We start from the raw sequence: 13,408 nt of genomic DNA on the forward strand, positions 1-13,408 counted from the left end.
AGTGTTCTTTTGCACGTTGGGAGGCGCATAAATCGCAGCTGTTGTCTGGCTCAATGCGCTTTAACCACGAGCAGAGAGTTGGTTAGGTGGCCGTTTGCCGTGTCTTGCGCATAGTCGCCTGAGAGCTCGTAGATCGCCCATTTTGCGCGGTCCCAATTGTGGCTGCGCATATGATCTTCGGCCTCCTGCGGGGAGGCGAACGCAAGACCGCCGGGATAGAGGCCAAAGAGCAGCGGGCCGAATTTGACCACGGATTTGCCCGCCTCCAGAGCGGGGGTGTAGCTGGCGCGCTCTCCGATGGTGAAGACTGGTGTTTCTGGCGATGTGCGCATGACCGGTGTCATGGCGGGGCGGATTTCAAACAGAAACAGAGCGCCCAAGGCGGCGATGAGCAGCAGCGATGCGCGCAGCGCTTTCTGGAAGCCGTTCAGCTTGCGCGGTTTTTTTTTGAGGCTTCCTCGGCGGGGGCGCTTGGATCTTTGGGGTTGGGATAGACCAGACCTGCGGAGATCACGAGTTTGGCGGCGTCCTCAACGGACATTTCGAGCTCGATGATGTCGTCCTTGGGGAAGAACAACAGGAAGCCGGAGGTCGGGTTGGGGGTTGTCGGGACAAAGACGCTGACAAGGCCGTTGGTGGTGGCCGCAGACTCCGCAACTTCGCCCTTGGCGGTGGTGGAGATAAAGCCAATCGCCCAGATGCCGCGGCGGGGGTATTCGATCAGGCAGGCTTTTTCAAAGCTGCGCTCGCTTTGGGCAAAGACCGTTTCCGCGATCTGTTTGACGCCGGAATAGATCGAGCGCACCACCGGCATGCGATCCACAAGGCTTTCGCCGTAGCGGATCAGGGAGCGGCCGATGAGACCTTTGGCGATCCAGCCGACAAGCACGGTGAAGATCAGGAAGATGATCAGGCCAACGCCGCGCAGGTTGATGCCGATATATTTTTCCGGCTGGATGGTGCTTGGCACCAGAGGCAGAACAAAACCGTCGACCCAGCCGATCAGGGTCCAGACCAGCCAGATGGTCAGCGCGATGGGGAGAATAACGACGATGCCCGTAAAGAAGCTGGAGCGGAGGCTGCCAAAAAAACCAACTTTGTGTTTGTTTGGATCTTCGTCAAATGGGGTCGTCATTCGTGGGTCCTGCCAAATTCTGATACCTAGTTAGGCATTTGTGGCAGAGGCTGCAATGACGTTTACGCTAGGGGCAAGTGAATGTGGCCGCCGCGCGGGGCAGCGGCCGTTTTTGTGCCTTCTCAGGAGGCAGATTTCAAAGCGGTCAGACCAGCGCGGCGGCGATATCTGCTGCGAGGCGCGCGTTGTTGCGCACCAGAGCGATATTGGCCACCAGCGAGCGGCCTTCGGTCAGCTCAAAGATGCGTTGCAGCAGGAAAGGGGTGACGCCCTTGGCGGTGACGCCCTGTTCGTCAGCTTCGCGGGTGGCTTGCGCGATCACAGGGGCCAGCTCGGCAGCGGGGATTTCATCGGCTGCGGGAATCGGGTTGGCGACCAGCTGGCCGCCCGGCAGACCCATGGCACCGCGCATTTTGTGGGCGGCGGCGATTGCGGCGGCGTCATCCATGCGCAGGGGGGCGGCGAGGTCAGACTGCGCGGACCAGAAAGCCGGGAAGCTGTCCTGACCATAGGCAATCACCGGCACGCCGTTGGTTTCCAGCACTTCGAGCGTTTTTGGCACATCAAGGATGGCTTTTGCGCCCGCAGCGACAACGGTTACAGGGGTGTGGCCCAGCTCGGTGAGGTCGGCAGAGATGTCAAAGCTCTCCTCGGCACCTTTGTGGACGCCGCCGATGCCGCCGGTGGCAAAGACGGAGATGCCTGCAAGATGCGCGGCGATCATGGTGGCGGCGACGGTGGTGGCGCCGGTGCGGCCCTGCGCCATGATCACGGCCATATCGGCGCGGCTGACTTTGGCGACGTCTTTGGCTTGTGCGAGCGCTTCGAGCTGCGCATCTGTCAGGCCCGCGTGCAGGGTGCCGTCGATCACCGCCATGGTGGCCGGGACAGCGCCTTTTTCACGGATGTCGTTTTCCACCTGACGCGCCACCTCTAGGTTTTGCGGATAGGGCATGCCGTGGGTGATGATGGTGCTTTCCAGCGCCACGATGGGCGTGCCGTTTTTCTTGGCCTCAGACACTTCGGGGGACAGAGTGATCAGGGTCATGTGGCGTGTTCTCCAGAGACGTATTTGGCGGCAGCGGTGAGGGCGCGGGACAGCGCCTCGTCGCGGCTGCTGCCTTGGGATTCGGCCACGATGTGCGCGGCCATGAAAGTGTCGCCTGCGCCGGTGACACGGGTCACCAGAACGGCGGGCGGCTGTTGGGTGATGACGCCCTCGGCGGTGCCGTCGGACGCGGCATTTCCGCCATCGGTCACAAGGGCGCGGGCGGCGCCGCGTGCGAGAAGGCCTTCGGCGGCGGCCTCCGAGGAGGTGAACTCGGTCTGGCAGAGGTAGCCTGCTTCCTCCAGGTTCACATAAAGCACCGCACGGGAATGCATCAGGAAAGGCATCAGGCGCTCAGCCTTGCCCGGAGAGGCAGGCGCGACGCGCAGATCGGCGGCCGCAAAGAGCGGGCTGCGGGCAATCTGATCGAGCAGACGCTGGGTGAGATTGCCATCGAGCGCAATCAGCCCGCCATAGGGGGCGGTCTCTGAGCCAAGGGTGCCGTTTTCCAGCGGGGCAAGGATCTTGTCGCCTGCGGCCTCAAGCGAATGGGCATCAGCGATCGCGGCGATCAGACCGTTTTTGCCTTCCACCGCCATATAGGTGTCGGTGGGCAGATCGGCGGAGCGGTAGACGTAATCCATGATCGCGCCCATTTCGCGGCAGGCGGTCATCAGCTCGTCGCCTTCCACATCCTGACCGATGGCCGACAGCGCGGCGGGGCGCAGGCCAAAGCGTGCGAGCGTCATGGCGATGTTCCAGGCGACGCCGCCGGGCAGGCGGGAAATCCGGCCCGGCACGTCAGAACCTTGCCGCATGTGGCTTGGCGCGCGGCCAATGATGTCCCAGAGGACGGAGCCGATGCAGAGAATGTCAGGATGTGTGGCGGATGAGGTGGCAGATGTCGCGGTCATGGCAGCTCACAGGGTGGGCGGGCCAAAGACAGGTGCTGGCCCGCACAGAGGGGTTTGGGTGCGCGTTTAGCCGGCAAAAGCGGCTTCGAACTCTTTGAGTTTGGCAACCGGATCTTCGGCGCGCCAGATCTCTTCGCCGATGCCAAAGAAATCGGTGTAAGGCGCAAGGGTGCGGATGATGTCGGTGTCCAGCGCGCCTTCGGCGACCACCGGCACTTCGATCATCTGAGACCACCATTCAAAGAGGTCTTTTTCCGCCAGCGTGCCATCGCCCAGCGGGGTGCTGCCAACAGGGCCGAAGCTCACATAATCCGCGCCGTTTTCCCCGGCGGTCATGCCCTCGTGGCTGGAGGCGCCGCAGAAGGCGCCGACAATGGCGTCTTTGCCAAGCTCTTTACGGGTCTTGGCAACAGAGCGCGCGGCATCGGTGAGATGCACACCGTCCAATCCCAGACGCTCAAACAGCAGCACATGTTCGTCGATCACAATGGCCACATCGCGTGCATGCGCCACTTCGCGCAGAGCGTCAGCGGCCCGTGACAGGCGGTCTTCGTCCCGTGTGGCAAGGGCCAGACGCACGCAGGCGATGTCGCTTGCGTCCAGCACAGCGGCCAGTTGATCGGGGAAACGGGAGAGTTCGATCTCTGGCGGGGTGATCAGATAGATCTGCGGCAGCTCTGTCTCGGCCATACGCGGGCTCCTCGTGTCTTGATCGCGCCGCTATAACGCGGATTTTGCGGCTTGGCTATGCGCATCTGCGCAAAACAGGTTTTCATTTGGGCGGAAGGCTTTGGGCGTTTTTGAGCGCGAGGCGCAGCACGGCGGCGCGGCGGCTGTCATCTTCCAGCAGATCCTCTGACAGGTCGACCATGCCGCCCATGGGGCGTCCGGTGAAAGAGAGCGGGGCAGTGCCTTCGATCCGCAGCGCCTCGGCCTCGCGGGATTTGCCGATGCGCGCCATGCCACCGCCTTTGTGAACGCCGCAGACCATATGGCCGTTGAGCAGAAAGCAAAGCCCGCCAAACATCTTTTTCTCGATGATAGTGTTGTGGCCGATGATGTCACAGAGCTCTTCGCGCATCAGGGTGGCGTGTCCTTCGTCATATGCCATTGTCACTCTCCTGTGCCACTCTCCTGGGCAGCGGTTCGGGGGTGGTGGAAGAGAGTTTAGCCTCCGGCGGGGATATTTGAAGAATGAGAATTCGGGGTGGGTTGTTTTGAGCCGCCCGGAGCGGTATCAGCGGCCAGATTTTCTTATGAGATGCCCCGGAGAGTGCCATGACATCCGCCACACCGCAGCCTGCCTTTGTTCTTGTGCGCCCGCAGATGGGGGAAAACATCGGTGGCGCGGCGCGCGCGATGCTGAATTTCGGGCTCGATAAGATGCGGGTGGTGGATCCGCGTGATGGCTGGCCCAATGAGCGCGCGGTGGCGATGGCCTCGGGTGCGGGGCGGGTGCTGGATGCAGCTTACCTGACCGAGACCACAGAAGCGGCGCTTGAAGATTGCCATTATGTCTTTGCCACCACGGCGCGGGCGCGGGGGCTGACCAAACCTGTGGTGACGCCGGAAGTGGCGATGAAACAGGCGGCGGAGATGATCGCGCGCGGTGAGAAGGTTGCGGTGCTGTTTGGGCCGGAGCGTTCTGGCCTTGAGAATGAGGACATTGCGCGCGCCAATGCGATCATCAATGTGCCAGTGAACCCGGAGTATGCCTCGCTCAATCTGGCGCAATGTGTGCTGCTGACCGCCTATGAGTGGCGGCGTCAGAGCGCGGATATTGTGCATGAGCGCGTGGATATGACCAAGACGGACTGGGCCAATCACGCCGAGATGGAGGCGCTGGAGCGTCACTATGAGGAGCGGCTGGACGCGGCTGGTTTCTTCTTTCCGCCGGAGAAGGCGGAGGGCATGAAGATCAATCTGCGCAATATGTGGAGCCGCATGCGGCTGACGCGCGCGGATGTGCAGATGCTGCATGGGGTCATGCGACAGATGGTCCGCTGGAAGGAAAAAGGGTGAGTTTCGCCCTTAATTCCAAGTCTGAACAGATAGTCTATCCGTACCATTGAGGACCCCTTGAGTGGTTGCAGCGCGCGTGTGGCCGGATTAGGCTCGCGCGCAATATCAGGAGGCAGCGATGAGCCAGAAACGCAGCATTTTTGAAGAGGTTGGCAGCGAGGCGCCCAAAGAGGCTCCCAAGGCTGTTGGCGTGATTGATGCCGGTGCCAAAGGCGCGCGGCGCGGCATTCGGATCTGGCTGATGATCCTCTTTGCGCTGGTGGTGGTGATGATCGCTGTGGGCGGGCTGACACGTCTGACCGATAGCGGGTTGTCGATCACCGAATGGCGTCCGGTGACCGGGGCTGTGCCGCCGATGAATGAGGCGGACTGGCAGAGCGAGTTTGAGAAATACAAGCAGATCGACCAATGGGCGCTTGAGAACAACTGGATGACGCTGGCGGACTTCAAGGTGATTTACTGGTGGGAATGGGGCCATCGTCAGCTGGGCCGCGTGATCGGGCTGGTCTGGGCGGTTGGTTTTGCCGGCTTTGCGCTGTCGCGACAGATCCCGACGGGCTGGACCGGGCGGCTGTTGCTGATCGGTGCTTTGGGTGGTCTGCAGGGCGCGATCGGTTGGTGGATGGTGGCCTCTGGTGTGACCTCCGGTGAAGGGGTCACAACCGTTGCGAGCTATCGTCTGGCCACGCATCTAGGGCTGGCGTTCCTGATCCTCGCGTTCATTGGCTGGTATGTGCTGATGCTGGGGCGCAGCGAGCGTGACCTGATGCAGGCGCGGCGCGGCAAGGAGGCCAAGCAGTTCTCCATGTCGACCGGGCTTTTGCATATGACCTTTGTGCAGATCCTGCTGGGCGCGCTGGTGGCCGGGATTGATGCGGGGCGCACGTTTAACGACTGGCCGCTGATGGCGGGGCAGGTCTTTCCGCCGGATGCGTTTTACATCGAGCCTGCGTGGCGCAATTTCTTTGAGAATGCGGGGCTCGTGCAGTTCATTCACCGCAGCTGGGGCTATCTGCTGATGATCTTTGCCATCGTCGTCTGGCGCAAGGGGCAGGGCTCCGCGCATAAATCCACGCGCTTTGCCTTCAATCTGGTGCTGGCAGCGGTGTTTTTGCAAATGGTGCTGGGCGTGGTCACGGTGCTGACATTCGCGCATATGCATGTGGCGATCACCCATCAGATCATGGCGGTGCTTGTGGTGGCGCTGATCCTGCGGGCGCGGTTCCTGAGCCATTATCCTGTTGCCACGTCGGTGCGCGACGCAGCCTGAAGATTTCACCCGAGAGAGAGGGAAAAGACATGTCTGCATATGAGCAGTTGATGGCGTTCAGCCACACCACAGAGGCGCTGGGTCAGGTGGCCGGGCGTCTGGGCTGGGATCAGGAAGCGATCATGCCGGAAGGGGCTGCGCCGCAGCGGGCCGAAGAGATGGCGGCAATGGAAAGCGTGCTGCATGCGCGCCGCACCGACCCAAAAGTGGGGGCCTGGCTGGCGGAGATTGATCCGGCGCAATTGGATGAGGTGGGCCGTGCGCAGCTGCGCCACATCAAAAAGAACTTTGAGCGCACCTCCAAAGTGCCGGCGGATCTGGCGGCGGAGATTGCCAAAGTCACCAGCCGTGCGCAGGGCATCTGGGCACAGGCGCGGGCTGATGAGGATGTGGCGGCGTTTTTGCCAACCTTGAAAGAGGTTGTTGGCCTGAAGCGTCAGGAAGGGCAGGCGCTGGCGGCCGGTGGTGATGTCTATGACGCCATGATTGACGACTATGAGCCGGAGATGACGGCGGCTGAGATCGCGGCGATGTTTGACGCGATGCGGCCCCGGCTGGTGGCGCTGCGCGCAGCTGTGCTAGCAGCAGAAGCTCCGGCGAAGCTGAGCGGCACCTTTGCCAGCGACAAGCAGATGGCGCTGACCGCCAAATTGGCAAAATCCTTTGGTTATGATTTTGACCACGGGCGCATTGATTGTGTGACCCACCCGTTCTGCTCGGGCAGCGGGCTGGATGTGCGCATCACCACACGCACCAGCGAGAGCGATCCGTTCAACTGTTTCTACTCCACCATTCATGAGGTGGGCCATGCCGCCTATGAGCAGGGCATTCACCGTGACTATCTGCTGACGCCAATCGGGCATGGGGTCTCCATGGGGGTGCATGAGAGCCAGAGCCGGATTTATGAGAACCAGCTGGGGCGCGGGCGCGCCTATACCGGCTGGCTTTATGAGCAGATGAAGGCGGAGTTTGGTGATTTTGGCATCGCGGATGCTGAGGCGTTTTATGGCACCGTGAACCGGGTGAATGACGGCTATATCCGCACCGAGGCGGATGAGGTGCAATATAACCTGCACATCATGCTGCGCTTTGATCTGGAGCGGGCGCTGATGTTGGGCGATCTGGCGGTGGATGATCTGGAAGCGGCCTGGAATGACCGGTTTGCTGCTGATTTTGGCTATGCGGTGGACAAGCCCTCCAATGGTGTGTTGCAGGATGTGCATTGGTCGGTGGGGCTGTTTGGCTATTTCCCGACCTATTCGCTGGGCAACGTCTATGCGGGCTGCCTGAATGAGGCGCTGCGTAAGGCGGTGCCGGATCTGGATGCACAACTGGCGCAGGGGGATACCTCGGCGGCCACAGGCTGGCTGCGCGAAAACCTGCAGCAGCACGGTGGTTTGCGCGAGCCTGCGGCGACCATCGCACATGCCACGGGTATGGCCCCAAGCGGGGAGCCGCTGCTGGCCTATCTGGAAGAGAAGTTTGGTGACATCTACAAGCTGTGAGCGCTTGGGGAGATGTTGGATAAAAAAGGGGACGCTTTGGCGTCCCCTTTGTTTTTTGGATATTTGAAGAATGAGAAGCTCAGGGCGCGCGTGCCTTAAATCAAGGTTGGGACAAACGCCGCGCGCGGAGTATAGCAGTTTGCGTTTGATCTGAATCGCTTGTTTGCTGCCTCTCCCTTTCGGTCGAACGCGAAAAGCGATCCACTTGCCCCATATAAAACGCAAACTGCTTTAGCATCCGAGTTCTTTTTCTCCGGCTTTGATGATTTTCATCAGCTCTGCATCCCGTCCTGAAAGTTCGGGGGATTTTGTGAAGCAGCCCTCGTTGCCGAATGTGGCGATGCCGCGCTCTGAGGAGAAGCAATAGCCGTTTTCATGGAAGATGCGGTTGCGGTGAAACCACAGATCGTCGCAGGAGAGCCGTTGCGTGTGTGGGGCTTCCGGGGCTTCTGTTGTTTGGGTTGGCTCAGGGATGCGGGGCAAATCCGCGAGAGGCTGGCCCATGGGAAACAGCATCAGAGTTGGATAGGTATGCGGCTCGCTGTCGCTGGTGGCGCTTTCATACTGCCAGTAGCTGTAAGGCGTGGCGACATGGTCAGGCTCCGGCAGGCTGTGGGGGCCGCGGGGCGTTTGGGTGCCGATGCGGATGTCTATGCCAGGGCTAATGCGGGCGTCCCAGGCATCCCGAATGATGCCAAAATTGGTTTGCTCCCCAACCTCTGCGGAGGTGGGCAGACGCACAAGGCAGTCTTCGGCATAGTAGGGTCCGCCGACGGGATAGCCGCGCTGAACGCCGTAGATGGCACCGTCTCGATGTTCGATTTGAACATCGGTCGCAAACGGCGGGGCGTCAGGTTGATAGGTGCTGTGAACAATCTCGGCAAAATTGGGCCAGAACTCCTCAAAAGAGGCGAGCCTGTGCGGCTTCCATGTGGGGGCAAAAGACCAACTGAAAGCGCCGTCATCCATCTGGAAGGCGTTGTGGCATATTGAGGTGATCAGCTCGGTGTTGAGCGTCACGTCATAGGAGACACCTGTGACGGGGATTTGTGACAATAGCGCGTCGGCCACGGTGTCGACATAATACACATCGAAATCGGGTGTTTCGATGCTGCGGGTATGGAGATAAGGCGTCAGATAGGGTGTGCCTTCGTCATCGGTGATCTGCGCAAAGCGGTGGATTCGTGCCGATGTTTTGATTGCACGCGCGTAGAATTGTGAAATGTCATCTGCATAGTAGAAGGTATTTGGATCGAGCCCCGTGATGCGCGGCGCATGAACGCCAAGTTGCGCTGTTGGAGCGATTGCGCGCATGGCGATGGTCTCATAGCTCTCCCCTTCGAAGGTGTGGGCTCCGGACAAAAAGAGCAGCGAACAGGCAGAGGCGCAAAGATCATCGTCGGCGACATAGGTCTGAAGGTCAGCAAAGGCGGAATGCAGGAACTCTGTGATGTGGAGCGCCTCATTCATATTGCCGCCGGGACTGTTGAGACAGAGCCGGGCACCTGCCGGCAGCGGGTTTGAGAAGCTTTCCCCGTCATAGCCAAAGAGATCATGAAATGTCTGCAGATCACCTTCCACGACTTTGCCGTCATACAGCAGAGTGCAGTCTGCGTATTTTTCAGAGAGTCGTTCGGCTCTGATGGCGCCACCATATTGGCTGTCGAGCGCGTCTTGGCTATCGGTTGTGTTGTAAATCAGGGTGGCGGCCTGTGCCGGAGAGGTGGTCATAAGGCCGAGGCAGGCGCTCAAAAGAGCTGCGCCGGAAAGGTATTTTATCATAGGTATTTAGGTGTTTTCTAAAGTCAGTGATAGTCTGTGCGAACTTCGGCACAGAAATGTTGGTGAGGCAAGGAAAAGCTTTCCGGTCGGGTTTGGTGATGTGTGGTTTGGAGGTGGTGCGGTGACACGGGATCATGTGGCGATCAATAAGGCGGTCTGGGAGGCGGATGCGGCCAATTGGGAAGAGATTGGCGCGCGGCTTTGGTCGATGGAAGCGCCAGTTTGGGGAAATTGGAACACGCCTGAGGAAACGCTGAATATTTTGCCCGAAGACATGCGCGGCAAGGCGGCAATCGAGTTGGGCTGCGGCACCGGTTATGTCTCTGGCTGGATGACGCAGCGGGGCGCGGAGGTGACGGCGATTGATGTCTCGCCCCAGCAATTGGCAACAGCCCGGCAGCTGGCACAGACCCATGGGGCCGCAATCGACTTTCTGGAAGGCAATGCGGAGGCGACCGGTTTGCCGGATGCGTCGTTTGATTTTGCAATCTCGGAATATGGCGCGGCGATCTGGTGCCCGCCGGAGGTGTGGCTTCGGGAGGCGTGGCGGCTGTTGAAGCCGGATGGGGCGCTGGTGTTTCTGGGAAATCATCCGTTGTCTCTGATCTGTTCGCCGCTGAATGGCGCGCCCTGTGATCGCCAGTTGCATAGGCCCTACAAAGATATGTGGGGTGCGGATTGGACAAAGGTCGATTTTGAGCCAAGCGGGGTGTGTTTCAACCTGACAATAGCCGATTGGATGGCGTTGTTTGCGGAGATTGGCTTTGCAGTGACGCGCTATCAGGAGGTCTATGCGCCGGAATGGGCGAAAGGCACACGGGCGGCGATCCCTGCGGAATGGGCGAAAACCTATCCGATGGAGCAGGTTTGGCATTTAAAGAAACCTGCGTAACTTACTGTTTTTGAATAAAAAAGCCCCATCGCCATGAGCGTTGGGGCTTGTATCATGCTTGGGTGTGGCGGTTTATTCTTCCGCCACATCCTCGTCATCTTGTTCCGCGATCCAGGCCACGGAGACCACTTCTTCGCCTTTGCCGGTGTTGAATACCCGGACGCCGCCGGCAGAGCGGGAGCGGAAGGAGATGCCATCCACAGGGACGCGGATGGATTGGCCTTTGGAGGTGGCGAGCATGATCTGATCGCCCAGTTCCACCGGGAAGGAGGCGACAAGTTCGCCGCCGCGCATGGCTTTGTCCATGGCTGCCACACCCTGGCCGCCACGGCCGCGCACGGGGTAGTCATGGGACGAGCTGAGTTTGCCCGCGCCGCCCGCGGTGATCGTGAGGATCAGGTTTTCGGCGGCGGACATTTCGGCGTAGCGCTCTTGAGAGAGTTCGCCTGCCGGTGCCTCGTCTTCATCCCCGCCATCATCGGTGAGGCCGGCCACGGCGCGGCGCATCTTGAGATAGGCGGCGCGCTCTTCGCTTTCGGCGCGGAAGTGGCGGATGACGGACATGGAGACCACCTCGTCATTGCCGTTCAGGCGAATGCCGCGCACACCAGTGGAGGAGCGGCTGTTGAACACGCGCACCTCGGTGGTGGGGAAGCGGATTGCCCGGCCGGAGTTGGTCACCAGCATCACATCGTCCTCTTCGGTACAGATGCGCGCGTTGATCAGCTTGGTGTCTGCGTGATCATCCTCCAACTTCATGGCGATCTTGCCGTTGGATTTCACATTGGTGAAATCGGACAGGCGGTTGCGGCGGACGGTGCCTGCGGAGGTTGCAAACATGATTTGCAGATCGTCCCATTCATCCTCCGGGCGGTCCACCGGCATGATCGCGGCAATCGACACACCGGACGGGATTGGCAGGATGTTCACAATCGCCTTGCCTTTGGCGGTGCGGCCTCCCAGCGGCAGACGCCAGGTCTTGAGCTTGTAGGCCATGCCATCGGTGGTGAAGAACAGAAGCTGGGTGTGGGTGTTGGCCACAAAGAGGGTAGTGACCACATCCTCTTCTTTGGTCTGCATGCCCGAGATGCCCTTGCCGCCGCGTTTCTGGGCGCGGAAGTCGGCCAGCGGGGTGCGCTTGATGTAGCCGCCGGAGGTGACGGTCACGACCATGTCTTCGCGCTCGATCAGGTCTTCGTCGTCCATGTCACCGGACCAGTCGACGATTTCGGTGCGGCGCTCTACGGCGAAGTTTTCACGGACTTCGCGCAGCTCGTCGCCGATGATCCCCATGATGCGTTCACGCGAGCCGAGAATTTCAAGGTATTCCTTGATCTTAGCGGCCAGTTCTTCGAGTTCGTCCGTGACCTCTTTCACACCGATCTGGGTGAGGCGCTGCAGGCGCAGCTCGAGAATGGCGCGGGCCTGTGTTTCAGACAGGTTGTAGGTGCCGTCCTCGTTCATGGTGTGGGTCGGATCGTCGATCAGACGGATGTAGCCAGCGATTTCTGCCGCTGGCCAGCGACGGGTCATCAGCTTTTCACGGGCCTCGGCCGCATCGGCGGAGCTGCGGATGGTGGCGACCACTTCGTCCACATTGGTGACAGCCACGGCCAGACCACAGAGGATGTGGCTGCGTTCGCGGGCTTTGCGCAGCAGGTAGGCTGTGCGGCGCGCAACCACGTCTTCGCGGAAGTCGATGAAGGAGGTCAGGAAGCGGCGCAGGGTGAGCTGCTCCGGGCGACCGCCATTGAGCGCCAGCATGTTGCAGCCAAAGTGGGTCTGCATCGGGGTGAAGCGGAAGAGCTGATTGAGCACCACTTCGGCGGTGGCGTCGCGTTTGAGCTCGACCACCACACGCACGCCGTCGCGGTCAGACTCGTCCTGCACGTGGGCGATGCCTTCGATGCGCTTTTCGCGTGCGGCCTCTGCGATCTTTTCGATCATGGAGGCTTTGTTCACCTGATAGGGGATTTCGTCGATGACGATGGCGTAGCGGTCCTTGCGGATTTCCTCCACGCGGGTCTTGGAGCGGATCACAACGCTGCCGCGGCCCTCAAGATAGGCTTTGCGCGCCCCGGAACGGCCCAGAAGGATGCCTCCGGTCGGGAAGTCCGGACCGGGGACATATTGAATGAGCTGCTCAGAGGTCAGATCCGGGTCGTCGATCAGGGCCAGCGTGGCGTCGATCACTTCGCCCAGATTGTGCGGCGGAATGTTGGTGGCCATACCCACCGCGATACCGCCCGCGCCGTTGACAAGCATGTTGGGGAAGCGCGCAGGCAGCACGGTCGGCTCCTGGTCTTTGCCATCATAGTTGTCTTGGAAATCAACGGTTTCCTTGTCGATGTCCGCCAGCAGTGCAGCCGCCGGTTTGTCCATGCGGACCTCGGTGTAACGCATGGCTGCCGGGTTGTCGCCGTCCATGGAGCCGAAGTTGCCCTGACCGTCCAGAAGCGGCAGCGACATGGAGAAATCCTGTGCCATCCGCACCAAAGCGTCATAGATCGCGCCATCGCCGTGGGGGTGGTATTTACCCATCACGTCGCCCACAGGACGGGCCGATTTGCGGTAGGCTTTGTCGTGGGTGTTGCCGGTTTCATGCATCGCATAAAGAATGCGGCGGTGCACCGGTTTGAGGCCATCACGCAGGTCTGGAATTGCGCGGCTGACGATCACGCTCATGGCGTAGTCGAGGTAGCTGGCGCGCATTTCCTCCTCGATGGTCACAGTAGGACCGTCGTGGATCATCCGCTCATGCGTGTTTTCTTCTTCGTTTTCAGGGGGTTCCGGCGTGTCGATCAAGTCCCGATCTCGCTTCTTTTTGGCGGTCCATATCT

At 60.4% G+C, this 13,408-nt stretch carries 12 protein-coding genes; 4 read left to right on the forward strand and 8 right to left on the reverse strand.

The window, feature by feature from the left end:
• Positions 1-50: 50 nt before the first annotated feature.
• The 6 genes from J7412_RS19740 to J7412_RS19765 all read right to left on the reverse strand — a co-directional run bounded on the left by J7412_RS19740 (position 51) and on the right by J7412_RS19765 (position 4,208).
• A complete protein-coding gene (locus J7412_RS19740; RefSeq protein ID WP_209080856.1) occupies positions 51-332 on the reverse strand; it encodes a hypothetical protein in 282 nt (93 codons plus the stop codon).
• A gap of 95 nt (positions 333-427) precedes the next feature.
• Positions 428-1,135: a DUF502 domain-containing protein gene (locus J7412_RS19745; RefSeq protein WP_209062971.1), complete on the reverse strand. Its 708-nt coding sequence runs from the start codon at positions 1,133-1,135 to the stop codon at positions 428-430.
• A gap of 145 nt (positions 1,136-1,280) precedes the next feature.
• Positions 1,281-2,183 (reverse strand): pseudouridine-5'-phosphate glycosidase, encoded by a 903-nt coding sequence (locus tag J7412_RS19750; protein ID WP_209080858.1) that lies wholly within the window; start codon positions 2,181-2,183, stop codon positions 1,281-1,283.
• Entirely contained in the window at positions 2,180-3,097 is a 918-nt protein-coding gene (locus tag J7412_RS19755) for a PfkB family carbohydrate kinase (protein ID WP_209080866.1), read from the reverse strand. Before J7412_RS19755 ends, J7412_RS19750 begins: the two co-directional genes overlap by 4 nt.
• Before the next feature lie 66 nt (positions 3,098-3,163).
• Entirely contained in the window at positions 3,164-3,787 is a 624-nt protein-coding gene (locus J7412_RS19760) for a thiamine phosphate synthase (RefSeq protein WP_209062965.1), read from the reverse strand.
• Positions 3,788-3,869: 82 nt separating this feature from the next.
• Complete coding sequence (locus tag J7412_RS19765) at positions 3,870-4,208, reverse strand: TfoX/Sxy family protein (protein WP_209080869.1); 339 nt, start codon at positions 4,206-4,208, stop codon at positions 3,870-3,872.
• 167 nt (positions 4,209-4,375) lie between these two features.
• Between J7412_RS19765 and J7412_RS19770 the strand changes: the two genes are divergently transcribed.
• From J7412_RS19770 to J7412_RS19780, 3 genes are all read left to right on the forward strand, one after another.
• Positions 4,376-5,119, forward strand: coding sequence for an RNA methyltransferase (locus tag J7412_RS19770; protein ID WP_209080871.1), 744 nt, complete (start codon positions 4,376-4,378; stop codon positions 5,117-5,119).
• A 118-nt stretch (positions 5,120-5,237) separates the two neighbouring features.
• A complete protein-coding gene (gene ctaA, locus J7412_RS19775; RefSeq protein ID WP_209080873.1) occupies positions 5,238-6,389 on the forward strand; it encodes a heme A synthase in 1,152 nt (383 codons plus the stop codon).
• 29 nt (positions 6,390-6,418) lie between these two features.
• On the forward strand, positions 6,419-7,894 hold the full coding sequence (locus J7412_RS19780) for a carboxypeptidase M32 (protein ID WP_209080875.1): 1,476 nt from the start codon (positions 6,419-6,421) through the stop codon (positions 7,892-7,894).
• A gap of 231 nt (positions 7,895-8,125) precedes the next feature.
• Here J7412_RS19780 and J7412_RS19785 read toward each other — a convergent pair whose 3' ends face one another.
• On the reverse strand, positions 8,126-9,676 hold the full coding sequence (locus J7412_RS19785) for a YARHG domain-containing protein (RefSeq protein ID WP_209080877.1): 1,551 nt from the start codon (positions 9,674-9,676) through the stop codon (positions 8,126-8,128).
• A gap of 121 nt (positions 9,677-9,797) precedes the next feature.
• On the opposite strand from J7412_RS19785, the gene J7412_RS19790 reads away from it, so the two are divergent.
• The gene (locus J7412_RS19790; protein WP_209080879.1) at positions 9,798-10,568 is read left to right on the forward strand and encodes a class I SAM-dependent methyltransferase; all 771 of its coding nucleotides are present in this window, start codon (positions 9,798-9,800) and stop codon (positions 10,566-10,568) included.
• Between the two features lie 72 nt (positions 10,569-10,640).
• On the opposite strand, the gene gyrA is transcribed toward J7412_RS19790, so the two are convergent.
• Positions 10,641-13,373: a DNA gyrase subunit A gene (gene gyrA, locus J7412_RS19795; RefSeq protein ID WP_209080881.1), complete on the reverse strand. Its 2,733-nt coding sequence runs from the start codon at positions 13,371-13,373 to the stop codon at positions 10,641-10,643.
• Between the last annotated feature and the right edge of the window lie 35 nt (positions 13,374-13,408).

This window comes from Shimia sp. R9_3 (genome assembly GCF_017743755.1).
Lineage (GTDB): Bacteria > Pseudomonadota > Alphaproteobacteria > Rhodobacterales > Rhodobacteraceae > Shimia.

Excerpts from the sequence above, each read along its gene's own strand:
- J7412_RS19765 (WP_209080869.1), bottom strand. The coding sequence starts at position 4,208 with ATGGCATATGACGAAGGACACGCCACCCTGATGCGCGAAGAGCTCTGT.
- J7412_RS19785 (WP_209080877.1), bottom strand. The coding sequence starts at position 9,676 with ATGATAAAATACCTTTCCGGCGCAGCTCTTTTGAGCGCCTGCCTCGGC.
- ctaA (WP_209080873.1), top strand. The coding sequence starts at position 5,238 with ATGAGCCAGAAACGCAGCATTTTTGAAGAGGTTGGCAGCGAGGCGCCC.
- J7412_RS19780 (WP_209080875.1), top strand. The coding sequence starts at position 6,419 with ATGTCTGCATATGAGCAGTTGATGGCGTTCAGCCACACCACAGAGGCG.
- J7412_RS19755 (WP_209080866.1), bottom strand. The coding sequence starts at position 3,097 with ATGACCGCGACATCTGCCACCTCATCCGCCACACATCCTGACATTCTC.
- J7412_RS19740 (WP_209080856.1), bottom strand. The coding sequence starts at position 332 with ATGCGCACATCGCCAGAAACACCAGTCTTCACCATCGGAGAGCGCGCC.
- J7412_RS19745 (WP_209062971.1), bottom strand. The coding sequence starts at position 1,135 with ATGACGACCCCATTTGACGAAGATCCAAACAAACACAAAGTTGGTTTT.
- J7412_RS19770 (WP_209080871.1), top strand. The coding sequence starts at position 4,376 with ATGACATCCGCCACACCGCAGCCTGCCTTTGTTCTTGTGCGCCCGCAG.
- J7412_RS19760 (WP_209062965.1), bottom strand. The coding sequence starts at position 3,787 with ATGGCCGAGACAGAGCTGCCGCAGATCTATCTGATCACCCCGCCAGAG.
- J7412_RS19750 (WP_209080858.1), bottom strand. The coding sequence starts at position 2,183 with ATGACCCTGATCACTCTGTCCCCCGAAGTGTCTGAGGCCAAGAAAAAC.